This window comes from Streptomyces sp. NPDC052012 (assembly GCF_040689265.1).
GTDB lineage: Bacteria > Actinomycetota > Actinomycetes > Streptomycetales > Streptomycetaceae > Streptomyces.
On sequence record NZ_JBFAXA010000011.1, the window covers coordinates 49070 to 73924 of the forward strand.

General features: G+C 73.8%; 25 protein-coding genes. 12 read left to right on the forward strand and 13 right to left on the reverse strand.

The window, feature by feature from the left end; all coding sequences use genetic code 11:
* Positions 1-63 precede the first annotated feature (63 nt).
* A complete protein-coding gene (locus AB0412_RS19450; RefSeq protein ID WP_366403804.1) occupies positions 64-1215 on the forward strand; it encodes an acyl-CoA dehydrogenase family protein in 1152 nt (383 codons plus the stop codon).
* The gene (locus AB0412_RS19455) at positions 1212-2261 is read left to right on the forward strand and encodes an alcohol dehydrogenase catalytic domain-containing protein (RefSeq protein WP_366403805.1); all 1050 of its coding nucleotides are present in this window, start codon (positions 1212-1214) and stop codon (positions 2259-2261) included. Before AB0412_RS19450 ends, AB0412_RS19455 begins: the two co-directional genes overlap by 4 nt.
* Here the strand turns inward: AB0412_RS19455 and AB0412_RS19460 are convergent.
* Entirely contained in the window at positions 2183-3268 is a 1086-nt protein-coding gene (locus AB0412_RS19460) for a helix-turn-helix domain-containing protein (protein ID WP_366403806.1), read from the reverse strand. The two genes, AB0412_RS19455 and AB0412_RS19460, sit on opposite strands and share 79 nt — an antisense overlap.
* Before the next feature lie 71 nt (positions 3269-3339).
* On the opposite strand from AB0412_RS19460, the gene AB0412_RS19465 reads away from it, so the two are divergent.
* Positions 3340-4647, forward strand: a complete 1308-nt coding sequence (locus tag AB0412_RS19465) for an MFS transporter (protein WP_366403807.1) — start codon at positions 3340-3342, stop codon at positions 4645-4647.
* A gap of 45 nt (positions 4648-4692) precedes the next feature.
* On the opposite strand, the gene AB0412_RS19470 is transcribed toward AB0412_RS19465, so the two are convergent.
* The 4 genes from AB0412_RS19470 to AB0412_RS19485 form a co-directional block, all read right to left on the reverse strand.
* Positions 4693-5283: a flavin reductase family protein gene (locus AB0412_RS19470; protein ID WP_366403808.1), complete on the reverse strand. Its 591-nt coding sequence runs from the start codon at positions 5281-5283 to the stop codon at positions 4693-4695.
* 41 nt (positions 5284-5324) lie between these two features.
* Complete coding sequence (locus tag AB0412_RS19475; protein ID WP_366403809.1) at positions 5325-6161, reverse strand: enoyl-CoA hydratase-related protein; 837 nt, start codon at positions 6159-6161, stop codon at positions 5325-5327.
* A 109-nt stretch (positions 6162-6270) separates the two neighbouring features.
* Positions 6271-8496 (reverse strand): acetate--CoA ligase family protein, encoded by a 2226-nt coding sequence (locus AB0412_RS19480; protein ID WP_366403810.1) that lies wholly within the window; start codon positions 8494-8496, stop codon positions 6271-6273.
* A gap of 142 nt (positions 8497-8638) precedes the next feature.
* Complete coding sequence (locus AB0412_RS19485) at positions 8639-9868, reverse strand: NAD(P)/FAD-dependent oxidoreductase (RefSeq protein ID WP_366403811.1); 1230 nt, start codon at positions 9866-9868, stop codon at positions 8639-8641.
* A 198-nt stretch (positions 9869-10066) separates the two neighbouring features.
* On the opposite strand from AB0412_RS19485, the gene AB0412_RS19490 reads away from it, so the two are divergent.
* The 3 genes from AB0412_RS19490 to AB0412_RS19500 are packed head-to-tail and all read left to right on the forward strand — an operon-like array spanning position 10067 to position 12022.
* Entirely contained in the window at positions 10067-10477 is a 411-nt protein-coding gene (locus AB0412_RS19490; RefSeq protein ID WP_366403812.1) for a Zn-ribbon domain-containing OB-fold protein, read from the forward strand.
* Positions 10478-10485: 8 nt separating this feature from the next.
* Positions 10486-11124, forward strand: coding sequence for a GNAT family N-acetyltransferase (locus AB0412_RS19495; protein ID WP_366403813.1), 639 nt, complete (start codon positions 10486-10488; stop codon positions 11122-11124).
* 40 nt (positions 11125-11164) lie between these two features.
* Positions 11165-12022: a GNAT family N-acetyltransferase gene (locus AB0412_RS19500; protein WP_366403814.1), complete on the forward strand. Its 858-nt coding sequence runs from the start codon at positions 11165-11167 to the stop codon at positions 12020-12022.
* A 45-nt stretch (positions 12023-12067) separates the two neighbouring features.
* Here AB0412_RS19500 and AB0412_RS19505 read toward each other — a convergent pair whose 3' ends face one another.
* The 3 genes from AB0412_RS19505 to AB0412_RS19515 all read right to left on the reverse strand — a co-directional run bounded on the left by AB0412_RS19505 (position 12068) and on the right by AB0412_RS19515 (position 14466).
* Positions 12068-12745: a pyridoxal 5'-phosphate synthase gene (locus tag AB0412_RS19505; RefSeq protein WP_366403815.1), complete on the reverse strand. Its 678-nt coding sequence runs from the start codon at positions 12743-12745 to the stop codon at positions 12068-12070.
* Between the two features lie 42 nt (positions 12746-12787).
* A complete protein-coding gene (locus tag AB0412_RS19510; RefSeq protein ID WP_366403816.1) occupies positions 12788-13213 on the reverse strand; it encodes a pyridoxamine 5'-phosphate oxidase family protein in 426 nt (141 codons plus the stop codon).
* 83 nt (positions 13214-13296) lie between these two features.
* On the reverse strand, positions 13297-14466 hold the full coding sequence (locus tag AB0412_RS19515) for an acetyl-CoA acetyltransferase (RefSeq protein WP_366403817.1): 1170 nt from the start codon (positions 14464-14466) through the stop codon (positions 13297-13299).
* Between the two features lie 102 nt (positions 14467-14568).
* Here AB0412_RS19515 and AB0412_RS19520 point away from each other — a divergent pair, with 102 nt between their 5' ends.
* On the forward strand, positions 14569-15777 hold the full coding sequence (locus tag AB0412_RS19520) for an acyl-CoA dehydrogenase family protein (protein ID WP_366403932.1): 1209 nt from the start codon (positions 14569-14571) through the stop codon (positions 15775-15777).
* Positions 15777-16277: a nitroreductase family deazaflavin-dependent oxidoreductase gene (locus tag AB0412_RS19525; RefSeq protein WP_366403818.1), complete on the forward strand. Its 501-nt coding sequence runs from the start codon at positions 15777-15779 to the stop codon at positions 16275-16277. Before AB0412_RS19520 ends, AB0412_RS19525 begins: the two co-directional genes overlap by 1 nt.
* A gap of 24 nt (positions 16278-16301) precedes the next feature.
* Here the strand turns inward: AB0412_RS19525 and AB0412_RS19530 are convergent, their stop codons facing one another.
* Positions 16302-16928 (reverse strand): LysE family translocator, encoded by a 627-nt coding sequence (locus tag AB0412_RS19530; RefSeq protein ID WP_366403819.1) that lies wholly within the window; start codon positions 16926-16928, stop codon positions 16302-16304.
* Positions 16929-17010: 82 nt separating this feature from the next.
* On the opposite strand from AB0412_RS19530, the gene AB0412_RS19535 reads away from it, so the two are divergent.
* A complete protein-coding gene (locus AB0412_RS19535; protein ID WP_366403820.1) occupies positions 17011-17463 on the forward strand; it encodes an Lrp/AsnC family transcriptional regulator in 453 nt (150 codons plus the stop codon).
* A gap of 133 nt (positions 17464-17596) precedes the next feature.
* On the opposite strand, the gene AB0412_RS19540 is transcribed toward AB0412_RS19535, so the two are convergent.
* Positions 17597-18232, reverse strand: a complete 636-nt coding sequence (locus AB0412_RS19540; RefSeq protein WP_366403933.1) for a TetR family transcriptional regulator — start codon at positions 18230-18232, stop codon at positions 17597-17599.
* 134 nt (positions 18233-18366) lie between these two features.
* On the opposite strand from AB0412_RS19540, the gene AB0412_RS19545 reads away from it, so the two are divergent.
* The 3 genes from AB0412_RS19545 to AB0412_RS19555 all read left to right on the forward strand — a co-directional run bounded on the left by AB0412_RS19545 (position 18367) and on the right by AB0412_RS19555 (position 22430).
* Positions 18367-19098 (forward strand): VOC family protein, encoded by a 732-nt coding sequence (locus AB0412_RS19545; protein WP_366403821.1) that lies wholly within the window; start codon positions 18367-18369, stop codon positions 19096-19098.
* Between the two features lie 199 nt (positions 19099-19297).
* A complete protein-coding gene (locus AB0412_RS19550) occupies positions 19298-21682 on the forward strand; it encodes a serine/threonine-protein kinase (RefSeq protein ID WP_366403822.1) in 2385 nt (794 codons plus the stop codon).
* Between the two features lie 208 nt (positions 21683-21890).
* On the forward strand, positions 21891-22430 hold the full coding sequence (locus AB0412_RS19555; RefSeq protein WP_366403823.1) for a hypothetical protein: 540 nt from the start codon (positions 21891-21893) through the stop codon (positions 22428-22430).
* Between the two features lie 46 nt (positions 22431-22476).
* On the opposite strand, the gene AB0412_RS19560 is transcribed toward AB0412_RS19555, so the two are convergent.
* The 3 genes from AB0412_RS19560 to AB0412_RS19570 are packed head-to-tail and all read right to left on the reverse strand — an operon-like array spanning position 22477 to position 24855.
* A complete protein-coding gene (locus AB0412_RS19560) occupies positions 22477-23271 on the reverse strand; it encodes an enoyl-CoA hydratase/isomerase family protein (protein ID WP_366403824.1) in 795 nt (264 codons plus the stop codon).
* Positions 23268-23696, reverse strand: coding sequence for an OB-fold domain-containing protein (locus AB0412_RS19565; RefSeq protein ID WP_366403825.1), 429 nt, complete (start codon positions 23694-23696; stop codon positions 23268-23270). The genes AB0412_RS19560 and AB0412_RS19565 overlap by 4 nt, the downstream gene beginning before the upstream one ends.
* Before the next feature lie 10 nt (positions 23697-23706).
* Complete coding sequence (locus tag AB0412_RS19570) at positions 23707-24855, reverse strand: lipid-transfer protein (protein WP_366403826.1); 1149 nt, start codon at positions 24853-24855, stop codon at positions 23707-23709.

Here is a 24855-nt window from a genome sequence, read left to right on the forward strand (position 1 = left end):
GGTTTCTCGCGCAGTTCCCCGCGCCCCTGAGGGGATCGGTCCGCGCAGGGTCGAGGAGGTGCCGTGGATTTCGGGGTCGCCGCAGAGGACGAGGCTTTCCGGGTGGAAGCGCGGGGCTGGCTGGGTGAGCACGTCGGGGCCGTGACAGAGCGCCGTGCCTGGGAACGGGCCCTCGGTGCGGGCGGTTGGATCGGGCTCGGGTGGGGCGAGGGCGGGTACGGGAATCGGACCGCTTCCCTCACTCAGCAGGTGGTGTGGGCCGAGGAGTATGCGCGGGCCGGGGCTCCACCCCGGTGCGGGCACATCGGGGAGAAGCTGCTGGCGCCCACCCTCGTCGCGCACGGGACGGCCGAGCAGAAGGCCCGTTTCCTTCCGCCGATCGCGGCCGGGGACGAGCTCTGGTGTCAGGGCTACAGCGAGCCCGGGGCCGGGTCGGATCTCGCCGGGGTGCGGACCCGGGCCGTGCGCGAAGGGGCGTCCTACCGGATCACCGGGCAGAAGATCTGGACCTCGCTCGCCCACGAGGCCGACTGGTGTTTCGTGCTGGCCCGCAGCGAGGCGGGGACGCGGCGGCACCAAGGGCTCAGCTTTCTGCTCGTCCCCATGGATCAGCCGGGGCGGATCGAGGTGCGGCCCATCCGGCAGATGACCGGGACCAGCGACTTCAACGAGGTGTTCTTCGACGGGGCGTACGCGCGCGTGGAGCACGTGGTGGGGGGCGAGGGCAACGGGTGGCGGGTCGCGATGAGTCTGCTCGGGTTCGAGCGGGGGGTGTCCACGCTGGCCCAGCAGACCGGTTTCGCGCAGGAGCTGGCGCGGGTGGTGCGCACCGCGCGGGAGACCGGGGCCGTGCGGGATCCCGTCGTGCGGGACGGGCTGGTACGGCTGTGGGCCGAACTGCGGGTCATGCGCTGGAACGCCCTGCGCACACTGGGGAGTACGGGCGACGCGGGAGCGCCCAGTGTGGCCAAGCTGCTGTGGGGCGGGTGGCATCAGCGGCTGGGGGAGCTGGCGGTGCGGGTGCGGGGGGCCGCCGGGGGTGTGGGGCCGGTCGCGTGGTCGGCGTCGGCGCCCTACGAGATGGACGCGGACCAGCATCTCTTCCTGTTCTCCCGGGCCGACACCATCTACGGCGGCTCGGATGAGGTCCAGCGCACGATCATCGCCGAGCGGGTGCTCGGTCTGCCCCTGGAGCCCAAGGGAGACATGGGATGAGAGGCGTGTTGTTCGACGGCCGGACGGTCGAGGTCGTGGACGGTCTCGAGGTGCGGGACCCCGGGCCGGGTGAGGTGCGGGTGGCGGTCGCGGCGGCCGGGGTGTGCCACAGCGATCTGTCCGTGGTGGACGGCACCATTCCCTTCCCGGTGCCGGTGGTGCTCGGACACGAGGGCGCCGGTGTCGTGGAGGCGGTGGGCGAGGGCGTCGGGCATGTCGCACCCGGTGACCATGTGGCGCTGTCCACGCTGGCGAACTGCGGGATGTGCGCGGACTGTGGGCGGGGGCGGCCGACGATGTGCCGGCGTGCGATCGGGCGTCCGGGGCGGCCCTTCGGCCACCGGGGCGCGCCGGTGCACCAGTTCGCCGCCACGTCCGCGTTCGCCGAGCGGACCGTGGTGAAGGCGGTGCAGGCCGTACGCGTGCCGGACGACGTGCCGTTGACCTCGGCCGCGCTCATCGGGTGCGCGGTGCTGACCGGGGTGGGGGCCGTGCTGAACCGGGCGCGGGTGGAGCGCGGGGACAGTGTGGTGGTGATCGGGGCGGGCGGGGTCGGCCTCAACGTGCTTCAGGGCGCGCGGCTCGCCGGGGCGGCGAGGATCGTGGCCGTCGACGCCGATCCCGCGAAGGAGGAGGCCGCCCGCCGCTTCGGGGCGACCCACTTCCTGACCTCCACCGAGGGCGTGCGGGACGTCCTGCCCACCGGGGCCGACCACGCCTTCGAGTGCGTCGGCCGCGTGGAGCTGGTCCGGCAGGCCGTCGACCTGCTCGACCGGGGTGGCCAGGCGGTCCTGCTCGGCGTCCCGCCGGCCGGTGCGGAGGCGTCCTTCGTGGTCGGCTCGCTGTACCTGGACAAGTCCGTCCTGGGCTGCCGCTACGGCTCCTCCCGCCCCCAGCGGGACATCCCCCTGTACACCGAGCTGTACCGGCAGGGGTTGCTGCTCCTCGACGAACTCGTCACCCGTACCTACCCGGTGGAGGACTTCGACAAGGCACGCGCGGACGCGGAGGCGGGGCGCGTCGCCCGCGCGGTGCTGACGTTCTGAGGATGGCGCACGTCCTGAGCGGGGACGGGACGTGCGGCCCCGTTGGCCCGGAAGGTACGCCGGTACGCGGTCGGGGTCACGCCCAGGGCCGCCTGGAGGTGCTGGCGCATCGACTGGGCCGTGCCGAAGCCGGCGTCGCGGGCCACCTGGTCCACGGACAGGTCGGTGGACTCCAGCAGATGCCGTGCCCGCTCCACCCGCTGCTGGGTGAGCCACTGCCCCGGGCTGACGCCGACCTCCTCGCGGAAGCGGCGCGTGAAGGTGCGCACCGACATCGACTCCCGCGCGGCCATGTCGCGCAGCTGGATCGGCTCGTGCAGCCGGCCCAGCGCCCATGCGCGGGCGCCGGTCGTGGACGCCTGCTGCGGGTCGGGCACAGGACGCTGGATGTACTGCGCCTGCCCGCCGTCGCGGTGCGGTGGTACGACCGTCCTGCGGGCCACGTCGTTCGCCACGGCGGCCCCGTGGTCGCGTCGCACCATGTGCAGGCACAGGTCGATGCCGGCCGCGACGCCCGCCGAGGTCAGGATGTCGCCGTCGTCGATGAACAGCACGTCCGGGTCGACCTTGACGCGGGGGAAGAGCCGCTGGAAGCGCTCGGCGTCGGCCCAGTGGGTGGTCGCCGGGCGGCCGTCGAGGAGGCCCGCGGCGGCGAGGACGTAGACGCCGGTGCAGATGGAGGCGAGCCGGGTGCCGGGCCGGACGAGCGCGAGGGCCGCGGCCAGCTCGTCGGTCAGCTCGCCGCGCTCGTACACCGGGCCCAGTTCGTACGAGGCCGGGACGATCACCGTGTCGGCGGTGGCGAGGGCCTCGGGGCCGTGGGCGACGTGCAGGGCGAAGTCGGCGTCGGTCTCCACCGGGCCGGGGGGCCGGACCGAGCAGGTGACCACCTCGTACAGCAGCCGCCCCTGCGCATCCCTGGGGCGGCCGAAGATGCGGTGCGGGATGCCCAGTTCGAAGGGCAGCAGCCCGTCGAGGGCGAGGACGACGACACGATGCGGCAGCATGGCCCGATCCTAGCGAATGGTGTCCCTCGGGCCACTCGTTGCGGAGATCGGGAACCGGCACGCTCTAGGGCGTGACCCAGACAACCGAGACAGCCGCAGCCGGGCTCGGGAGCGACGGCCGGCGCCCCCGCCCGCGTATCCACCGCGCCTGGTTCGTCGCCGCCGTCACCTTCGTGACGATCATCGGCGCGGCGGCCTTCCGCTCCGTCCCCGGACTGTTCATCGACCCCCTGCACGCCGAGTTCGGCTGGTCGCGCGGCACCATCGGCGCCGCCGTGTCGGTCAACCTGGCGCTGTACGGACTCACCGCACCGTTCGCGGCCGCGCTGATGGACCGCTACGGCATCCGGCGGGTCGTCGCGGTCGCCCTCGTCGTGATCGCGGCCGGCTCGGGCCTGACGGTCTGGATGACGGCGGCCTGGCAGCTGCTGCTGTGCTGGGGACTGCTGGTGGGCCTCGGCTCCGGCTCCATGGCGCTGGCCTTCGCCGCGACCGTCACCAACCGCTGGTTCACCGAGCGCCGGGGCCTGGTCAGCGGCATCCTCACCGCCGCGTCCGCCTCCGGCCAGCTGATCTTCCTGCCGCTGCTGGCCTGGATCGTCGAGACGTACGACTGGCGGCCGGCCGCCGTCACCGTGGCGCTCGCCGCCCTCGCGGTCGTCCCCTTCGTCTGGCTGCTGCTGCACGACCACCCCGCCGACGTGGGCCAGAAGCCGTACGGCGCGCAGGAGTTCGTGCCCAAGCCCGCGCCTGTGCCCGGTGCCGCCCGGCGCGCGCTGAAGGTGCTCGGCTCGGCCGCGCGCACCGGCCCGTTCTGGCTGCTCGCCGGCACCTTCGCGATCTGCGGCGCCTCGACCAACGGCCTGATCCAGACCCACTTCGTGCCGGCCGCGCACGACGAGCACATGCCCGTGCAGGCCGCCGCCTCCCTGCTCGCCGTCATCGGCGTCTTCGACGTCGTCGGCACGATCGCCTCCGGCTGGTTCACCGACCGCTTCGAGGCGCGCCGCCTGCTCGCCGTCTACTACGCCCTGCGCGGCGTCTCCCTGCTCTTCCTGCCCATCCTCCTCGCGCCCAGCGTCCATCCCCCGATGGTCCTGTTCATCGTCTTCTACGGCCTCGACTGGGTCGCCACGGTGCCGCCCACCCTCGCCCTGTGCCGCGAGCACTACGGCGACGACAGCCCGATCGTCTTCGGCTGGGTCCTCGCCTCCCACCAGGTCGGCGCCGCTCTCGTCGCCTTCCTCGGCGGCGTCGCCCGTGACGTCTTCGGTTCCTACGACGTGGTCTGGTACGCCTCGGGGGCGCTGTGCGCGGCGGCGGCGCTGATGGCGCTGGTGATCCGGCGGCGGGGCGCGGGTGAGCCGGTGGCCGTCTAGGGGGTGTCCGCAAAGTCCCGCCTGCCCCGCGACGCCCGGCACGCCCTAGAGGAACCGGCCCCGGTGGAACAGCAGCGGCGGCCGGTCCGCGTCGGCGGTCCCCAGGGCGTCCACACGGCCCACGACGACGAGGTGGTCGCCGCCCGTGTGGACGGCGTGGATCGTGCAGTCGATCCAGGCCAGGGTGTCCGCGAGACGGGGGGACCCGGAGACCGGTGCCGGGTCGTACGTCACGCCCGCGAACTTGTCCGCGCCGCTCACCGCGAAGGCCCGGCACAGCTGCGCCTGGTGCGCGGCCAGGACGTTCACGCAGAACGCGCCCGCGCGGGCGATGCGCGGCCAGGTGGTGGACGTACGGCCGGCCATGAACGCGACGAGGGGTGGTTCCAGGGAGAGGGAGGTGAAGGACTGGCAGGCGAAGCCGACGGGGACCCCGTCGTCCATGGCGCTCACCACGGTCACCCCGGTGGCGAAGCAGCCGAGCACCCGCCGGAACTCTCCCGGAGTGACCGGCGCCCGCTCGTCCTCCCGCACACAGCGCAGCTCGGGGCGCGGCAGCGCCTCCACGGACGCGCGCACACTGTCGGCCGACCGCAGATAGCGGACCGCGGCGGCGGCCATTCCCGCATGTCCCATCACGCTCCCATTAGAACTGACGGAGCATCAGATGAGAAGCCTCAGCGGCCCCTGAACTCGGGCTCTCTGCGGGTGGCGAAGGCCGTCAGGCCCTCACGGGCGTCCTCGGTGGCCATGTTGAGCTCCTGGGCGGTCGCCTCGGCGGCGAAGGCGGCGGCGCGGTCGGTGTCCAGGGACGCGTTGACGAGCTGCTTGGTGAGGGCCAGGGCGCGAGTGGGCGCGGCGGCCAGGCGGGCGGACCACTCGTGCGCCGTCCTGGCCAGGTCCTCGTCGGGGACCACCCGGTTGACCAGGCCGAGGCGTTCGGCGCCGGCGGCGGTGAGCGCGTCGCCGAAGAACATCAGTTCCTTCGTCCGCTGCGGGCCGACGAGGCGGGGGAGCAGATAGGCGCCGCCGGCGTCCGGGACCAGGCCGCGGCGGACGAAGACCTCGATGAAGCGGGCCGAGCGGGCGGCGAGAACCAGGTCGCAGGCGAAGGCCAGATGGGCGCCGAGCCCGGCCGCGGTGCCGTTGACGGCGGCGATCACCGGCTTCTCGCAGTCGAGCACCGCCGCGATGAGGCGCTGGGCGCCGCGGCGGAGGACGCGGGCCACGTCACCGGGGGCGGGCGGGCCGGCCGGCGCGGCGGTGCGCAGGTCCGCTCCGGCGCAGAAGCCGCGGCCCGTGCCGGTGAGGACCACGGCCCGTACGTCCGGGTCGGCGGAGGCGTCGGCCAGCAGCGCGATGAGGCGTTCGCGCAGGCCGGGGGTGAGGGCGTTGAGGGTCTCGGGGCGGTTCAGGGTGATGTGGGCGACCTGGTTGTCAGTGGCGTGCTGTATCCATGAATCGGCGGGAATCGCAGCTTCGGGTGACACGGACGCGCGGGGGGAGTCGGACATGCGCGGGGTCCTTCGCAGGGCGGGCCGGATCGGGCTCACGGCAGGCGGGATCGGGGCGTTCGTACGGCGGGCGCGGCAGCGGGGGTGGCTCTGGCGGGGGTGGTGGCGGTCAGCGGCAGACCGCGAGCGCGTCCAGCGCGACCGCGCCCTGCCCGCGCGGCGACACCATCAGGGGGTTGAGCTCCAGCTCCGCCAGGTCGTCGCCGAGCTCCAGGGCGATGCGCTGCACGCGGAGGATCACCTCGACGAGCGCGTCCAGGTCCGCCGGGGGGCGGCCCCTGACCCCGTCGAGCAGGGGCCGCCCGCGCAGTTCGGCGAGCATGTCCCGCGCCTGCTCCTCCCCGAAGGGCGGCACGCGCACGGCGGTGTCGCGCAGCACCTCCACCAGCACCCCGCCGATGCCCGCCGTCACCGTCGGCCCGAACAGCTCGTCGTGGGACATCCCGACGACCATCTCGACACCCTGCTCGACCATCTGGCAGACCAGGACGCCGTCCAGCGCCACGTCCTCGTAGCGGGCGATGTCGGTGAGCTCGCGGTAGGCGTCGCGGACCTGACTGGCCGAGGTCAGACCGATCCTGACCAGGCCCAGCTCGGTCTTGTGGGCGATCCGCGCCCCGGACGCCTTCATCACCACCGGGAAGCCGACCGTCCCCGCCGCCCGCACCGCCGCCGCCGCGCTGGTCACCAGCTGCTCGCGCGGCACCCGGATCCCGTACGCCCGCAGCAGCTGCTTGGCGGCGTGCTCGCTGAGCTGCTCACCGGGCCGCATCAGCATCCGCGCCTTGCGGTACGACGGCGACGGGGTGCGCGGTGCCTCGTCGAAGGGGGAGCGGTAGCCGGTGACGAAGCGGTGGTGGCCGAGATGGGCGCGGACCGCGCCGATGCAGTTGGCGACGGTGCGGAAGGTGGCCACCCGCGAGGAGCCGAGCAGCACCTCCCGGTACGCCGGCTCGGTGCCGACCGGCGACCCCCACACCACGCACACCAGCTTGTCCGTCCGCTCGGCCGCGTCGACCAGATCCCGCACCAGCCGGTCGCTCAGCGGCGGGAACGGGCCGGTGATCGGGCAGATCAGCACGCCCACCTCGGGGTCGTCGAGGAGCGCGTCGATGATCCTGCGCCCGCGCTCGTCGCCCACGGGATGACCACCGCTGTCGACCGGGTTGGCCACACCGAGGTACCCGGGTATCCACCGGTGCAGCTCGGCCTGCCGCGCCTCGGACAGCACGGGCAGCCTGAGACCGGCCGCGGTCGCCAGATCGGCCACGTGCGCGCCCGTGCCGCCCGAGATCGAATAGACCACGACGCCGTCGGCCCGGGGCGGCCGGGCCCGCGCCAACAGGGCGGCGGTGTCCTGGAGTTCGTCGAGCCCGTCGACGCGGATCACGCCGTACTGCCGCATCGCCGCGTCCACCACCGCGTCGGCGCCGGTCAGCTTGCCGGTGTGTGAGGCGGCGGTGCGCGCCCCGGTCTCGGTGCGTCCGACCTTGACCGCGACGACCGGGACACCGCGCCGGGCGGCCCGGTCGGCGGCGAGCAGGAAGGCCCGGCCGTCCTTGAGCCCCTCGACGTACACGGCGATGGCGCCCACCTCGGGCTGTTCGGCGAAGTAGGAGAGGAAGTCGGCGGTCTCCAGGTCGGCCTCGTTGCCGGTGGGCGCCCAGTGGGAGACGCGGACGCCGTTCTCCTGGAGGGCGAAGACGGGCCGGCCCTGGTGGCCGGACTGGGTGATGAGCGCGATCGCGGGGCCGTCGAGGTCGTCCCGGAAGCGCTCGAAGGCGTTGAGGTTGGTGTTGGGGCCCAGCAGCCGCATCCCGGAGCCCGCGACGGCCGCGGCCAGCCGGTCCTGGGCGGCGGCGCCCTCCTCACCGGTCTCCGCGAACCCGGAGGCGAACACGACCGCGAACCTGGCCTTGGCCTCGGCCAGTTCCTCGACCACCGGAAGGGGGTCACCGACCAGCACGACCGCGACATCGACCTGCTCGGGGAGGTCCGCGACGGAAGGAGCGCAGGGAATGCCGAAGACGGCGGGGCGGCGCGGGTGCACGGGGTGCAGCCGGGCGCCGACCCGCTCGGCCCAGTCGAGCAGCTGCCGCGTGATGCCGGTGTGCGGCCGCCCCTCGGCGTCCGAGGCGCCGATCACGGCGACGGACCCGGGCCGGAAGAGACGGTCCAGATCGGGCACCTCGGCGTGCAGCGGGCGCCCGCTGACGTCCAGGTCGCCCGCCTCGGCCGGCCTGCCGTGCACGACGGGACCGGAGCGCTCGCCGCAGGCGATCGCCCGGGTCCGGCGGGAGTCGGTGGTGAGGGTGCCGTGGGTCGATCCAAGCATCGCTTCGCCCGCTCCTGTGAGACAGCGCATGAACTGACGCTCTGTCAGGTTACTGAACTGACAACTTGTCAGGAATGGCTGTGCGCGGGCCAAGTTGAGGAGCGGACGAGACGGCCGCCGTGCGGTTCGTCCCGGGGCTCCGTCAGCCGGGGAGCCGGGACACCCCCGGTGCGCCGGCGCGGGACACCGCCTTGGCGATGCGCTCGGCGTCGAGGGCGAGTTCGCGGAGGGTGCCGGAGATGGGGGTGGTGAAACCGGTGAAGTGGAGGCCGGGGGCCGACGGTGCCGTGCGGGCGCCGTGGGCCAGCGGCCGGCCGCGGTCGTCGAGGACGCCGAGGTGGCCGACCAGGCCCTCCAGCGCGCGGACGTAACCGGTCGCCGCGATGACCGCCTCCGGGCCGATGCGGCTGCCGTCGGCGAGGACGACCTTGCCGTCCTCGAAGCCCTCCACCGCGGCCACGATCTCCACCCTGCCCTTGCGCACGGCGTCGATCAGGCCGACGTCCTGCACGGGGATGGCGCCCTCGAGCACCCGGCTGTAGAGGCCGGTGGCGGGGCGGGGCAGACCGTGCGCGGAGAGGTCGGGGACCGCCACCTTCGCCTGCGCCCGGCACAGCCGGTCGACCAGCCCGACCGGCAGCCGCCGCACCAGGACGCCCGAGTACTGCGCGGGCCAGCCCGCGGTGGAGCGGCGCACGATGTGCGGGACGGTGCGGACCGCGAGCCGCACCCGGGACGCGCCGCCCTCCACCAGGTCGACGGCGATCTCGGCACCGGTGTTGCCCACGCCCACGACGAGGACGTCCCGGCCGGCGAACGGCGCCGCGTTGCGGTACGCGGAGGCGTGCAGGAACTCGCCGGTGTAGGAGCCCCGGCCGGGCCAGTCCGGTACGTGGGGGGTGTGGTTGTAGCCGGTGGCCACGACGACCGCGGCGCCGGTGAGTTCACGGCCGCCGGTGGCGTGCAGCAGCCAGCCGGTGCCGTCCGGGGTGCGCTCCACGCGGGAGACCTCCACCCCGGTGACGATCTCCAGGCGGTGGTGCTCGGCGTACTTCTCCAGGTACCGGACCACGTTGTCCCGGGCCGGCCAGCGTCCGAACCGTCGCGGCATGGGCAGCCCGGGCAGGGCGGACAGGCGGCGGGTGGTGTGCAGCCGCAGCCGGTCGTAGTGGCGCCGCCATGACGCTCCCACCCGGTCGGACCGCTCCAGCACGACGGCCCGCAGCCCGCGGGCGCGCAGTGCGTACGCGACCGCGAGGCCCCCGGGGCCGCCGCCGATGACGTACACCGGGCGGTCGGCGGGGGTGGGCGCCGCGGGCTGGGCGGGTGCGGAACGGTCGGGGGTGGGGGTGTCGGGGGTGGTGTCGGCCATGAGCGCGAGCGTAATCCCGCACCTGCTTGATGGGTCTCGGTCAAGACCGGAATTGGTTGCGGATTGATCACGTCTGTGTGCGCGAGCCCGCTTTTCCGTGCCCGGTATGCGAACGGGCGGGCTTGCGGGGCGGGCCCGACCGCCCGAAACTGACATACCGTCAGGCGTGACCTCCCCGACTCCCCTCGGCAGGCGCAGATGGACACTACGGACGGACGCACGGACATCCCCGAGGCGGACGCCTTCACCCGGACCTACTGGGAGGCCGCGGCCGAGGGACGGCTGCTGATCCGGCGGTGTGCGGACTGCTCCCGCGCCCATCACTACCCGCGCGAGTTCTGCCCCCACTGCTGGAGCGAGCACGTCACCTGGGAGCGGGCGAGCGGCCGGGCCGCCCTCTACACCTGGTCCGTCGTCCACCGCAACGACCTGCCGCCCTTCGCCGGCCGCACCCCCTACATCGCCGCCGTCGTCGACCTCGCGGAAGGGCCGCGGATGATGACGGAACTCGTGTTGACGCAGGCGGCGGACGAGCCGCGGGCCGGCATGGAGCTGGAGGTGACCTTCCGCGCGGAAATCCCCGTGTTCCGGCCGGCGCGGCGGGTTTGAATGGCCCCATGGCCCATACCCGCAAGCCCACCCGCACCCGGTCCCGGTCCCAGTCCCCGTGCCTCACCGAGCTGCACGGCCACGGCCTGCACCTGCGCCCCTGGGATCCGGCGTCCCACGCCGACGTCGAGGCGTGGCTGCGCGGCACCACGGACCCGGAGTTCCAGCGCTGGAACACCCCGATCCGCCCGGTCACGGACCCCGCCGACGCGCGGGAGGTGCTGCGGGGGCGGGTGGAGCGGGCCGCGGACGGGGCGATGGCGTCCTTCCGCGTCTCCGACGCCGACAGCGACACGGCGCTCGGGCACATCGCCGTCAACGACATCCGCCCGGTGCTGCGCGCGGCCCGGGTCGGCTACTGGGTCCTGCCCGAAGCGCGCGGAAAGGGGGTCGCCACCCGTGCGCTGCTGCTCACCGCGCACTGGGCGCTGACCGAACTCGGCCTGCACCGGCTGGAGCTGGACCACGCCGTCGGCCATGACGTGTCCTGCCACATCGCCGAACGGTGCGGTTTCCGCCACGAGGGCACCATGCGCGGCGCGATCTTCGCCGCGGGCCGCCGCGACAGGTTCCGCGACGCCCACCTCCACGCCCGCCTCGCCACGGACCCGGAACCTCCGGCGCCCTCGCCGGGACCCCGGATGTAAATCGGAGGTGTGCCGCCTCCGCTCGGCGGCATCATGAGGCATGCCTTCGGACGACTGGTTCCTCACCCGGGATCTCGACGACTTCCTCGCGCGGGCAGGTGCCTTCCTGCGGTCCGAGCCGGCCCTGCACACCGTGCCGTTGACGGTCACCGAGCAGCTGCGGACGCGTGGGGCAGGGGTCTACGGTGACGATGAGCCGGAGTTCGGTGTGTGCGGGCGGGACGGGGAGACACGGGCCGCCTTCTTCCGCACCCCGCCGCACCGCCTGAATCTCACGCCCCTGACCGCCGCGGACGCCGGCACCCTCGCCGGACGGCTCGCGGAGCTGGGGCAGCGGCTCCCCGGCGTCCAGGGCGACCGGGACACCGCCGCCGTCTTCGCCGACGCCTGGCACCGCCGTACGGGAGCCGCCGTCAGGCTGCACCAGCGGCAGCGGCTGTACCGGCTGGGCACCCTGACCGTGCCGCAGCCGGTGCCGCCGGGCCGGGCGCGGGTCGCGGGGGAGGCGGACCGTGCGCTCCTGTGCGCCTGGTTCCGGGAGTTCGCCGAGGCCGTGGGCGACGAGGTCCATCAGGACCCCGGCGCATGGGCGGACGCCCAGACGGCACGCGGCGGCGCCACCCTCTGGAAGACACCGGACGGCACCCCCGTCTCCATGGCCGCGCTGAGCCCGGAGGTCGCCGGCCAGGTCCGGGTCGTCCGGGTGTACACCCCGGCCGCGTTGCGCGGACGCGGCTACGCCGGCGCGGCGACCGCCGAGGCGAGCCGGCTCGCGCGGGAGGCCGGGGCGCGGGAGGTGCTCCTCTTCACTGACCTGGCCAATCCGACGAGCAATGCGCTGTATCAGCGGATCGGCTACAGGCCGGTCGGCGACTTCGCGGTGTACGACTTCTCGTAGGCGCGCGGTGCTGGTACCGGACGGGACGGACGCAGCCGAGCCGCCTCACGGCCACAGCAGCTCCCGCGTCCACCCCCCGCCGTCCGCGCGCCGGTACCTCAGCCGTACATGCCTGCGCCGCGCGTCGCCCTGGAAGAACTCCACCTCGTCCGGGCGCAGCCGGTACAGGGTCCAGGACCCGGCCTCCGCGTCCGGGTCGCGCTGTGCGTGCTCCCAGGCCGCCTCCGAGGCCCGGGTCAGTTCCTCCAGGGAGCCCAGGACCTCGCTCTGTCTGCCGGTCAGGGCAGCGGCCAGTGCCCCCGTGGAGCGGGCGTGGAGGTCTGCCCGGGACTCGTGGGCCGGTGCCGGTTCCACAGGGCCGCGCACCCGGACCTGGCGGCCCAGCACCGGCCAGTAGAAGGCGAGGGCCGCGTACGGGCGGGCGGCGAGGTGGAGGCCCTTGCGGCTGTGGGCGTGGGTGGCGAAGGACCAGCCGTCCGCGTCGGCGCCGTGCAGCATCACGATCCGCACGTCGGGCAGGCCGTCGGCGTCCGCCGTGGCCAGCGACATGGTGTGCGGCTCGGTCTGCCCGGCCGCCGCCACCTCGGCGAACCACCGGGTGAACAGTGCCGACGGCTCGTCGGGCGCGGCGGCCGGGTCGAAGGCCGGGAGCTCCGTCACCTCCGGGTCCCACACCCGCAGTGACCTCAGCAGCTCGTGAAGACCGGGTTCAGCTGATTCCATGCCCCGATTCTCACGTGCTCTGCTCGCCGGGCGCCCGCCGCGTCACACCTGGCCGAGGTCGGACGCCACCCAGCGTTCCGGCCGCATCCGCAGGACGATCTGCTCGCCGTGGTTCTTCCAGGCGAAGTCCACGTAGCCGTCGACCTTTTCGGGCGGCAGATAGCGGGCCGAGATCTCGCGGAGCTGCTCGAGGGTGGCGGGGCTCGTGTCGATGACCGGGCCCTCGACGGACACGTACCGGATGGTGGGTTCGAGCCGGTCGACCATGAGCGTGAACCGGCCCGCAGCGCTGATCAGCTCGTTCTTGCGGGAATCGAGCCCGGTCATGATCCAGACGTCGCCGCCGGGCTCGTACTGGTACCAGATGGGCACGGTCAGCGGTGCCCTTCCCGGTCCCGCGTCGACCGAGAACGCGGCGATGTGCGGTTCGGCCAGGAACTTCTCGCGCTCTTCACGGGTCAGGGCCATGCGGGTCTCCTCCAGCGGCTCGCGGTGTCCGACGTCACAGGCTTACGCCGGTGTCAACGCCGCGCGGGCGGCGAGGTGTTCCCTCATTCCCGGCCCAGCACGACCGTCCCCGCCGAGCAGAACCAGCCGCCCGTCCCGGAGGCCACCGCGAGCCGGGGCAGGGAGCCGTCGGACCGGCGCACCTGCCGCCCGCCGCACTCGCCCCGCAGCTGGCGTACCGCCTCCACCAGCAGGAACAGCCCGCGCATCCCGGGATGCTGGGCCGACAGCCCGCCTCCGTCGGTGTTCACCGGCAGCGCGCCGCCCTCGACCCGCAGCCGCCCCTTCTCCACGAACGCCCCGCCCTCGCCCTTCCCGCAGAAGCCCAGGTCCTCCAGCGTCACCAGTGTCATGTACGTGAAGGCGTCGTAGATCTCGGCGAGGTCCGTCTCCTGCGGCCGCACCCCCGCCCGCCCGAACGCGGCCCGCCCGCTGACCGCCGCCGGGGACACCGTGAAGTCCGGCCACCCGGACATCGCGGAGTGGGAGACGTACTCACCGGTGCCGAGCACCCACACCGGGGCCGTACGGCAGTCCCGTACGACGTCCTCCGCCGCCAGCAGCACCGCCGCGCCGCCGTCCGAGCGCAGGCAGCAGTGCAGTGTGGTGAAGGGGTCGGCGATGAGGGGGCCGGACAGGACGTCGTCCACGGTGATCGGGTCGCGGTACATCGCCTCCGGGTTGAGCGCGGCGTTGGCCCGGGCCTGTACGGCCACCTCCGCCAGCTGCTCGATCGTGGTGCCGTACTCGATCATGTGGCGGCGGGCCGCCATCGCGTACTTGGCGATGAGCGTGTGGCCGTACGGCGCCTCGAACTGCAGCGGGCCCCGCGCGCCGAAGGACAGGGTGCCGGTGCGGCGGCCGGCGCGGATGTCGGCGCGGGCGGTGGAGCCGTAGACGAGGAGCACCGCGCGCGTGTGCCCGGCGGCGATGGCGTCCGCCGCGTGGGCGGCCATGACCTCCCAGGTGGCGCCGCCGACGGAGGTCGAGTCCACCCAGGTGGGCCGCAGGCCCAGATATTCCGCGACCTCCACGGGCGCGAGGGTGCCGAGTCCGGCGGAGGCGAAGCCGTCCACAACGGTCCGCTCCAGTCCGGCGTCGGTGAGGGCGCGGCGGGCGGCCTGGGCGTGCAGGGCGTAGGCGGTCGTGCCGTCGAGCCGCCCGCAGTCGGAGAGGGCGACGCCGACGACGGCTGCTTTCCTCGGGAATGACATATATCTGACGGTACGTCAGCTCACGGCCTCGCGTCAGTCCTCTGGGCATCGATGCGCGCCCGCCCTAATATGACGCTCCGTCAGATCGGGAGGGTCATCGACATGGACGCCCGCTTCACCGCCGAGCAGGACGAGATCCGCCGGACCCTGCGCGACCTGCTCGCCAAGCGCTGCGGACCGGCCGAGCTGCGGGCCGCCGTCGACACCCCGGCCGGACACGACCCCGCCCTGTGGACCGCCCTCGCCGACGGGCTCGGCCTGCCCGCACTCGCCCTACCGGAGACCTGCGGCGGCGTCGGCTGCTCGGTGACCGAACTCGCCCTCGCCTGCGAGGAGACGGGCCGCGCCCTGGCCCCGTCACCCCTGCTCGCGACCACCGTCCTCACCGCGCCCCTGCTGCTCGCCCTCGGCACGGACGCCCAGCGCGAGCGGCTGCTTCCCCGGCTCGCCTCCGGCGCCCTCACCGCCGCCCTCGCGGTACCGGGCCCCGCCCTCGCCACGGCCCTCGCGCTCACCTGCGGCAACGGCGGCATCGGCGGCAACGGCGGTCAGTGGGCGGGCGGCGGACGGGCGGGCGGTGTGCAGGCCCGCAGGGCGGACGGGGGCTGGCGGCTGTACGGGCAGGCCGACCAGGTCCTCGACGGGCACAGCGCCGGGCTGCTCGTGGTCGCCGCCCACACCGGCGGCTTCGCCCGCTCCCGCACCCTGCTCTTCCTGGTCCCCGGCGACGCGCCCGGCCTCGTCCGCACCCGGCAGACCGCCCTGGACGCGACCCGCCCGCAGGGGCGCGTGCAACTGCGCGATGTGCCGGCGGAGTTGCTGGGCGACGGCGACGACGACAGCGCCGCCGTCCTCACGGCGCTCGCCCGGACCGGTGACACGGCCGCCGTCTGCCTCGCCGCCGAAGCGGTGGGCGCCGCCGGTCGCGTCCTGGAGCTGACCGTGGAGTACGTCGGGCGCCGGGAGCAGTTCGGGCGGCCGATCGGTTCCTTCCAGGCGGTCAAGCACCGGCTGGCCGACGTGTACGTCCAGGTGCAGGCGGCGCGTTCGGCGGCGTACTACGCGGCCTGGGCGACCGCGCACGGCGAGACGGTGGGCGGGCTCGCCCTCGCGCAGGCGCTGGACGCCCTGCGCGGTGCCGCCGCCGCGGGGATCCAGCTGCACGGCGGGGTGGGTTTCACCTGGGAGCACGACGCGCATCTGTACCTCAAGCGCGCCACGGGCGACGAGCTGCTCTTCGGGCCGGTCCACCGGCTGCGGGCGCACGCCGCCGACCGGGCGCGTCTCTTCGAGGCCGAGGAGGCCGGCTGATGCGAGGGGGACGGCGCCCGGTGCGCACCGGGCGGGCCCTGCGCGGGGTGCAGCAGGTGTCCGCGACCCGTGCCTTCGCCCGCCTCGCCCCTTCCGTCCTGCCCGCGCTGGACCGGGGCGTCCACCGCCTCACCGGCGGCAAGGTGATGCTCAGCGCGCTGCTCCTGCCGAGCGTCGTGCTGACCTCGACCGGCGCGCGGAGCGGACGGCCTCGACGCACCCCGCTGGCGTGCATGCCGGAGGACGGCGGGCGGAGCTGGGTCCTCGTCGGCTCCAACTTCGGCCGCACCGGTCACCCGGCGTGGACGTACAACCTGCTCGCCCACCCGGACGCCGTGATCAGCCGGCGGGGCGAGGACGTCCCCGTCACGGCCCGGCTGCTGGAGGGGGAGGAGCGGGCGGCGGCCTGGAAGGCGGTGCTGGACTTCTGGCCGCCGTACGCGACGTACCAGGCCAGGGTGGCGCGGGAGATCCGGTTGTTCCGGCTCCACCGCAGATGACGGCCGCCGCGACGGACATGACGGCTACAGCATGGCCAGCCGCTGCACCAGGAGGAACGCGCCGATTCCGAGCATGGCGGCCCCCGACGTGCGGACGACGGCCCGTGCCGCCGTCGGCCGGGCTCCGAGCACCGCGCGGGCGGCCAGGCCCACGGACAGGTAGACGGCGGCGCAGCACGCCATGTGCAGCGCACCCAGGGCGGCCGTCTGCACCGGCACCGGCAGCCGGGCCCCGTCGCCGGTGACCAGGAACTGGGGCAGGACGGAGAGGTAGAGCAGCAGTCCCTTGGGGTTCAGGCCACTGATCACCGCACCGCGCCGGAAGGCCCTGACGCCGCTCTCCCCGGCGGCCGTGCCGTCCGCGCCCGGAGTGCCGGGCCGGCGCAGCACGCTCCAGCCCAGCCACACCAGATACGCCGACCCCGCCACCGTCAACACGGTCAGCAGCGCCGGCGAACCGGCGACCAGGACCGCGAGCCCCGCCGCGGCCAGCACCGTGTGCAGCGCGTACCCGGTGACCAGGCCGCCGACCGCCGCGCCCACCGAGCGTCCGCGCAGCCCCGCCGAGATCGCGTACGCCCAGTCGGCGCCCGGTACGCAGACGAGCATCAGGTCGAGGGCGAGGAAGGAGAGCAGGGTCGCGGAGTCCATGCCGGCGAGATTAGGCCGGAACCGGTCGAATGTGTTCCCGAAGTTTCTCCGTAGGCTCGTGTTCTGGGGCAGGATTTTGCTCATGGACGACATGGACCGGAAGATTCTTGCCGAGCTGCAGCAGGACGGGCGGCTGACCGTGACCGAGCTGGCCGCGCGGGTGCGGTTGAGCGTCTCGCCCTGCCATCGGCGGCTGCGCGAGCTGGAGCGGTCGGGGGCGATCAGCGGGTACCGGGCGGTGGTGGACCCGGCGGCGGTGGGGCTCACCTTCGAGGCGCTGGTGTTCGTCTCCATGCGGCAGGAGGACCGGGAGACGGTCGCGCAGTTCGAGCGGGCGGTGAGCGAGGTGGAGGAGGTGCTGGAGGCGCAGCGGCTATTCGGGGAGCCCGACTATCTGCTGCGGGTGGTCGCCGCCGACCTCGCCGCCTACCAGCGGCTGTACGACGAGCGCCTGGCCACCCTGCCGGGGGTGCAGCGGCTGACGTCGACGCTGGTGATGAAGCACGTGGTGAAGGACCGGCCCCTGCCCGCATGACATGCGGGACACGCGTATGCGCCCGTAACACACGGTGCCGCACAGCGCGACAGGCGGTGGCCCACCGGAGTGGACCACCGCCTGCCAGACAGGACTTGGTAGGTAAGAGAAAGGGTACTGCGCCGGGCATCGCCTACTTCGTCGGCTTCTTGCCGGTGACGCCCAGATACACCAACAGCGCCAGATTGGGCTTGAGTTCGGCCTGCTTCACGCCCCAGGAGGAGAAGCCCTTCTGGTGCGAGGCGACCGCCGCGAGCATGGCGACCAGCGAACCGGCGATCGCCGCCGGGTTCACGTCCTTGTCGACCCGGCCCTTGGACTGCAACTCCGCGACGGCGTCCGCGAGGGAGTTGTTCACCGAGTTGAGGATCTTCATCCGGATCTTGTAGAAGCGCTTGTCGCCCTCGGCCGCCCCGAGGTCGACGACGCGCAGAATGGCGTCGTTCTTCCGCCAGAAGTCCAGGAATCCGTCGACGAGTTCCTGCGCGGTCTGCCAGCCGGCCTTGCCGACCCAGGAGCGGCCCGCCACGAGCTCGGTCAACCCGGCGCCCTCGGTGGCCATTTGCTCCGCGATCTCCAGGACCGCGCCCTCGACGTCCGGGAAGTACTGGTAGAAGGTGGCGGGCGAAGTGCCCGCCTTCCGGGCGACATCGATGACTTTGACGTCCCGGTAGGGGGAGGAGCTGAGCATCTCGCTGAGGCAGTCGAGCAGCTTCTGCCGGGTCGCCTGCCCACGCCGACCGGCCACGCGGCCGTCGACGGTACGCACTTGTCCTGTCATGTCGTCAGCTTACCGAGGGGTGATCGGAGCGCGATTCGGCCGACTGCAAATGGGGTGTGCGGTTTCTCGGAGGCTGGTGTGCCTGGTCTGCGGGGTGCGGGCGGCGCGGTTAGTTTGGCGGCATGGCCGAAAACAGGGCATCGGAGTACACAGAGGGCACCCCGTGCTGGGTGGACGCGCAGCTGCCCGACGTCGAGGCGGGGAAGCGGTTCTACGGGGAGCTCTTCGGGTGGACCTTCCAGGACCAGCCCGACCTGCCCATGGGCGGGGTGCGGGCGCTGAAGGACGGTGCGCCCGTCGCCTCCCTCGCGCACAAGGCGGACGGCCGGCTCCCCACGGTGTGGACGGTGTCCTTCGCCACCCCGGACGCCGAGGACCTGTGCCGGCGGATCCGCGCGGCGGGCGGGCGGATCGTCTCCGCGCCGCTGCCCCTCGGCGAGCTGGGCGTCCACGCGCTCGTCACCGATGTCGAGGGAGCCGTCTTCGCCCTGTGGCAGCCCGGGAGCCACCCCGGGTTCGGCCGCCGGCACGAGGCGGGCACCTTCGCCTGGGTGCAGCTGTACACGCGCGACACCGAGGCCGCCAACACCTTCTACGGCGACCTCTTCCACGAGGCCCTGTTCGGTCCGGGCGCCCGGCCCGACTTCGGCCGCGCCCCGGTCTCCGACGTCTTCCCCGCCGAGATGCCGCCCCACTTCCTGGTCCACTTCGCGGTCGAGGACCCCGCGGCGGCCATGGAGGAGGTCGTCCGGCTCGGCGGCCGGGTCCAGGTCCCGCCCTTCGAGACGTCCTACGGCACGGCGGCCGTCGTCACGGACAATCAGGGGGCGTCCTTCGCACTGCTGCGCCGCTGAGCCGCGCGCCGCGGCACCGCCGAGCCGGGTGAGATGTCGTATTTGTCCATGGACACCCCGATTGTCGGTGGGTTCGCAACGAGGGCCCCGGCCAGGAAGAATCGGGGTGCGTGCCGCCACGGCGGTGCGGTGGTGAGACGCTGCACTTCGGTCGCGGGCACACGTGGTGGCGCGACTCGTACGGGGAGGTGGCAGGCAAGTGGTGGATCAGCTGACGCAGCACGATCCGCGGCGTATCGGGCCGTTCGAGGTGCTGGGACGGCTGGGAGCCGGCGGCATGGGGCTGGTCTATCTCGCGCGCTCGGCGTCCGGCCGGCGCGTGGCGATCAAGACCGTCCGTACCGAACTGGCCGAGGACCAGCTGTTCCGCGTCCGCTTCACGCGCGAGGTCGAGGCGGCCCGCGCGGTCTCCGGTTTCTACACCGCGGCCGTCGTGGACGCCGATCCGCGCGCCGCCGTGCCGTGGCTGGCCACCGCGTACGTCCCCGCGCCCTCCCTCGAGGAGATAGTGAACGAGTGCGGGCCGCTCCCGGCCCAGGCGGTGCGCTGGCTCGCGGCCGGGGTCGCCGAGGCGCTGCAGTCCATCCACGGCGCCGGACTCGTCCACCGCGACCTCAAGCCGTCCAACGTCCTGGTCGTCGAGGACGGCCCCCGGGTGATCGACTTCGGCATCGCGTCCGGCGTCTCGAACACTCGTTTGACGATGACGAACGTCGCGGTCGGCACGCCCGCCTACATGTCGCCCGAGCAGGCCAAGGACTCCCGCAGCGTCACCGGCGCCAGCGACGTCTTCTCCCTCGGCTCCACCCTCGTCTTCGCCGCCACCGGGCACGCCCCCTTCCACGGCGCCAACCCGGTCGAGACGGTGTTCATGCTGCTGCGCGAGGGCCCGGACCTGGACGGACTGCCGGAGGAGCTGCGCCCGCTGATCGAGTCCTGCATGCAGATGGAGGCCTCGGCCCGGCCCAGCCCCGCCGACCTCCAGGCCCAGCTCGCCCCCCACCTGTTCGGCTCCGGCTCCGACGACAGCGGCACCGCATCCGCCTGGCTGCCCGAGCGCGCGGTCAGCCTGATCGAGGCCCGTCGCAACGGCCGCCCCGCCGCCAAGCCCGCCCACCCCGGAACCGGCCGCAGCGGCGGCAGCGCCCGCCCGCACGTGCCGCCCCCGCCGCCGCACGACCCCGTGATCCCGCCGCCCCCGCCCGTACCCGCGCCGGTGGGTGCCCAGGGCGGCGCCCCCGACACCGGCCCCGTCCGGCTGGCCGGCGCGGCGGTCCCCATCGGCCCCGGCCCGCGCGTCGCCGACATGCGCGCCGCCGCCGTCAAGCCGCCCCCACCGGAGGCCGCCCTCGCCGCCTCCTGGTCCAAGCCCCGCCCCGGCGTCAACGGCGCCGACCCGGCCGTGGCCGCCGTACCCGCGCCCGCGCCCGCCACCGCTCCGCCGGAGCAGCCGACCGGCTGGCGGCCGTGGCGGTTCCGTATGTCCAACGACGTCTGGGGCACCCCTGCCGTCGACGGCGACCTCGTCTACGTCACCTCCTTCGAGGTGCACGCCCTCGACGTGGCCACCGGCCGGCGCCGCTTCAAGACCCGTGACGTCGCCTGGTCCATGGCCGTCGCCGACGGCCGCATCCACGCCTCCGACGGCCCCACCCTGTTCGCCCTCGACGCCCGCGAGGGCGGCGACCTGTGGCGGCTGTCCACCGACGCCTGGGTGTACTCGCTCAAGGCCGACCGCGGCACCGTCGTCACCGGCACCCGCGGCGGCGGCGTCCAGGGCTGGGAGGCGTCCACCGGGCAGAAGCTGTGGGAGGTCACCGGCTGCCAGACCGACTTCGAGTCCCCCGAGGCCGGACCCGTCCTCCACGACGGCACCGTCTACGTCTGGCAGGACGCCCGGCTGCGCGCCCTCGACGCCCGTACCGGCGACGAGCGCTGGTCGTACCCCATCGGCGACGCGGCCTCCTGCGGCGGCGTCCCCGTGCACGTCACCCAGGCCCCCGACGGCTACGTCTACGTCTCCGCCGGCACCCGTGTCCTCGCCCTCGACGTCACCGGCGGCCACGTCCGCTGGCACTTCGAGGCCCCCGCGGTCTTCCTGTGCCCGCCCACCTTCGTCCCCGGCCCGGCGGTGACCGGCGGCGGCGTCTACCTCGCCGACTACCTCGGCACCGTCTACGCCCTCGACGCCACCGACGGCCGCGACCGCTGGCGCATCGCCACCGAGTCGCGCGCCTCCGTCGAGCCCGTCCTGGTCGCCGCGGGACACGTCCACGTCGGCAGCGGCAAGGGCCTCTACACCCTGGACGCGGTCACCGGCACGCCCAAGTGGCGCTTCCAGGCGGGCGGCGAGATCGTCGGCGCCCCCGCGGTCGCCGAGGGCCGGATCCACTTCGGCTCCACCGACCACCTGCTCTACACCCTCAAGGCCGACGACGGCCGCCTGCGCTGGAAGCTCGCCACCGGCGGCGAGATCACCGGCTCCCCGGTCGTCCGGGACGGCGTCGTCTACGCCTGCAGCAAGGACCGGTGCGTGTACGCGCTGGACGCGGAGAAGGGGACGGGGACGGCGCGGACGACGTGAGCGCTACCGCCGCGCTTGCGGGACGGTCCCCCCGGCGCGGGTGCTGCGGGACGGCCGTCGTGCCGGTTGCACGGAAGGGTGTCGGACGGCGGCCGTCGCTGCGGGGGAGCGGCCGTTCACCGCTGCCCACGGCCGACGCTACGCCGGGTACGCGACGGTCGCCAGGCGGTGACATGCTCGTGACACGCCCCTCGCTACGCTGACGGCCATGAAGCCTCGGGGGAACACACTCAAACTCACAGCGGTGTCCGCACTCGTCGTCCTCACCCTCACCGGTTTCTCGACCGGCCGCACCGGCGGCGGCAGCGGCGACGGCGGCGGGGGCGGCGGATGCAGCAGCTCCTCGCAGAACCACGACTCGTCGACGTCCGGCGGCGGATCACACCGGGACGACGACGACTACGACAGCGACTACGACTACGACCAGAACGGCAGCGGCGGCTCGGGATCGGGCTCCGGAAGCTCGTCCTCGCTCCAGGACGCGACCGTGGAGCTGGTGAGCTGCGCCTCGAAGACCGTCCCGTACGCCACGGTCGAGGTCACCAACCCCAACGCCGTCGCCGGCACCTTCACGGTGAGCGTCCGCTTCCAGGACAGCGAGGGCAGCCTGATCTCCTCCCGCACCGAGCAGGTCGAGGTACCCGGCGCCGACACGGCCACCGTGCAGGTGGACGTGGGCGTGGCCGCCAGGAGCGCGGCCCTGGTCACCCGCTGCGACCTCACACCGACGGCCCCGGCGGCCCGCTGACGTCACGCCGACGGCCCCGGCGGCTCGCCGACCTCACCGCTCGACCTCACCGCGTCCGATACGCACTCCGCTTCCGCTCCCGCCCGGCGAACAGCTCCGCTTGCTGTTCGCCGGGCAGATTGCCGAGCGCGACGAGATGCGGCGCGAGCGCGAACGCGTGGGACCGTGCGGTCTGGTGGGCCGCCCACAGGGCCCGCACGGTCCCCTGCACGGCCTCGGTCGGACACCGGGCGATGACGGCCGCCCGCTCGAGTGCGGCTGCCACGGCACCACCGTCCTCGGTCACTTCCGACACCAGCCCGACCTCGTGCGCCCGCCGCGCCGACATCCGCTCCGCCGCCCCCATCAACACCATCCGCGCGACCTCCCCGTACGGCATCCGCTGCGCCATCAGCGCGGACTCGTACGCGCTGACCATGCCGTAGGTGGTGTGCGGATCGAAGAAGGTCGCGGACGACCCGGCGACGACGAACTCGGCCTCCCCGAGCAGATAGAAGGCCCCGCCACAGGCCATCCCCTCCACGGCGACGACGACGGGCTTCCACAGGTCGTTCGCCTTGGGCCCGATGGTGAGGAGCGGATCGTCCTGGGAGTAGGGGGAGTTGGGCTGTGGGACGTGGGTGTCGTCGCGGTCGATGCCGGTGCAGAAGGCGCGGCTGCCGGTGCCGGTGAGCGTGATGGCGCGCACGGAGTCGTCGTCGCGGAACGAGCGCCAGAGCGCGGCGAGTTCGTGCGCGAGCGCGAGGTCGATGGCGTTGAGGCGGGACGGCCGGTCGAGGGTGACGAGGGCGACGCCGGTCGCGGTGTCGCGCTCGACGAGGAGTGACGGGTGCCGGTTCACGCGCGCTGCTCCAGGACCCACTGGGGCATGCCGTCGTGGAAGACGGCCTGCACGCGGGCGCCGATCCGGAGTTGCCGCAGGGGCAGGGAGCCGATGGCGGCGCCGGGCCGGGTGACGACGTTCCCCACCATCCGTATGCGGGGCGCCTCGGCGAGCTCGACGAGCACCACGTTGTAGGGCGCCAGCTCCGCGTAGCCGGGTAGGAGGGGCGGATGCGGCACGACGTACGACCAGACGCGTCCCCGTCCCGACATCAGCCGCCACTCGTGCCCGAAGGACTGGCAGTGCGGGCAGCAGGGCCGGGGCGGAAAGCGCAGCTCGCCGCAGTCGGCGCAGGCCTGGACGCGGAGTTCGCCCCGGGCGGCGTACTGCCAGAAGGGGGCGCCGTCGGGGTCGGTGACGGGTTCGAGGGCGTGGTGCGGCATGGCGGGCTCCTCAGGTGGTGAGCAGCAGGGCGGAGGTGGGGACGCCCTCGCCGGCGGTGACGAGACAGGTCGCGGCCCCCGGCACCTGGGCTGTGCTGGTGCCGCGGAGCTGCTTGACGCCCTCGGTGATGAGGTTGAAGCCGTGGACGTACGCCTCGCTGAGCCCGCCCCCGCCGGTGTTGATCGGCAGACGTCCGCCGGTCTCCAGCGCCCCGCCCTCGGTGAAGGCCCCGCCCTCACCGCGCCCGCAGAAGCCGTACCCCTCGAGGGAGAGCAGCACGAGCGGGGTGAACGCGTCGTAGATCTGGGCGACGTCGACGTCCTGGGGAGTGAAGTCGGCGTGCTTCCACAGATGCCGGGCGGCGGTCCAGGCGGGCCCGGTGAGGGGGTCGTCGTTCCAGTAGTTGACCATGCCGTGGTGCTGGGCGGGGAGCCCCTGGGCGGCGGAGTGCACGTAGACGGGCGGACGCCGGCAGTCACGGGCCCGCTCGCGCGAGACGACCACGCAGGCCAACGCGCCATCGGTCTCCAGACAGTTGTCGTAGAGGCAGAGCGGCTCGCTGATCCAGCGGGAGGTCATGTACATCTCGCGGGTCAGCGGGCGGTCGTACATGATCGCGGCGGGGTTCTGGTTGGCGCGGTTGCGGCAGGCGAGGGCGACGTTGAAGAGGTGGTCGCGGGTGGCGCCGTACTCGTGCAGATAGCGCCGGGCGAGGAGCCCGATCTCGTCGACGGGCCGCAGCAGCCCGAAGGGCCGGGTCCACTGGGCCGGCGTGGGCAGTTGGGCGGTGGTGCTGGTCCACGGCCGGGGTCCGGACCCGCGCTTGCGTGACCGCCAGGCGACGCCCACGGTGGCCTGGCCGGAGGCGATGGCGGTGGCGAGCAGGGCGACGGTGGCGCAGGAACCGCCGCCGCCGTAGCCGACCTTGGCGAAGTAGGTGAGATCCCCGAACCCGACCGCCTTGGCCAGCTCCACCTCGTCGGTCTCCTCCATGGTGTACGAGGCGAGCGCGTCGACCTCTCCGGGCGCGATCCCGGCGTCGTCGAGCGCGGCGAGCACGGCACGGCAGGCGAGGGTGCGTTCGTCGTCGGGGAGGTGCTTGGCGAAGGGGGTCTGGCCTATGCCGACGAGGGCGGTGGCGTTCTTGAGTCCGGGCAT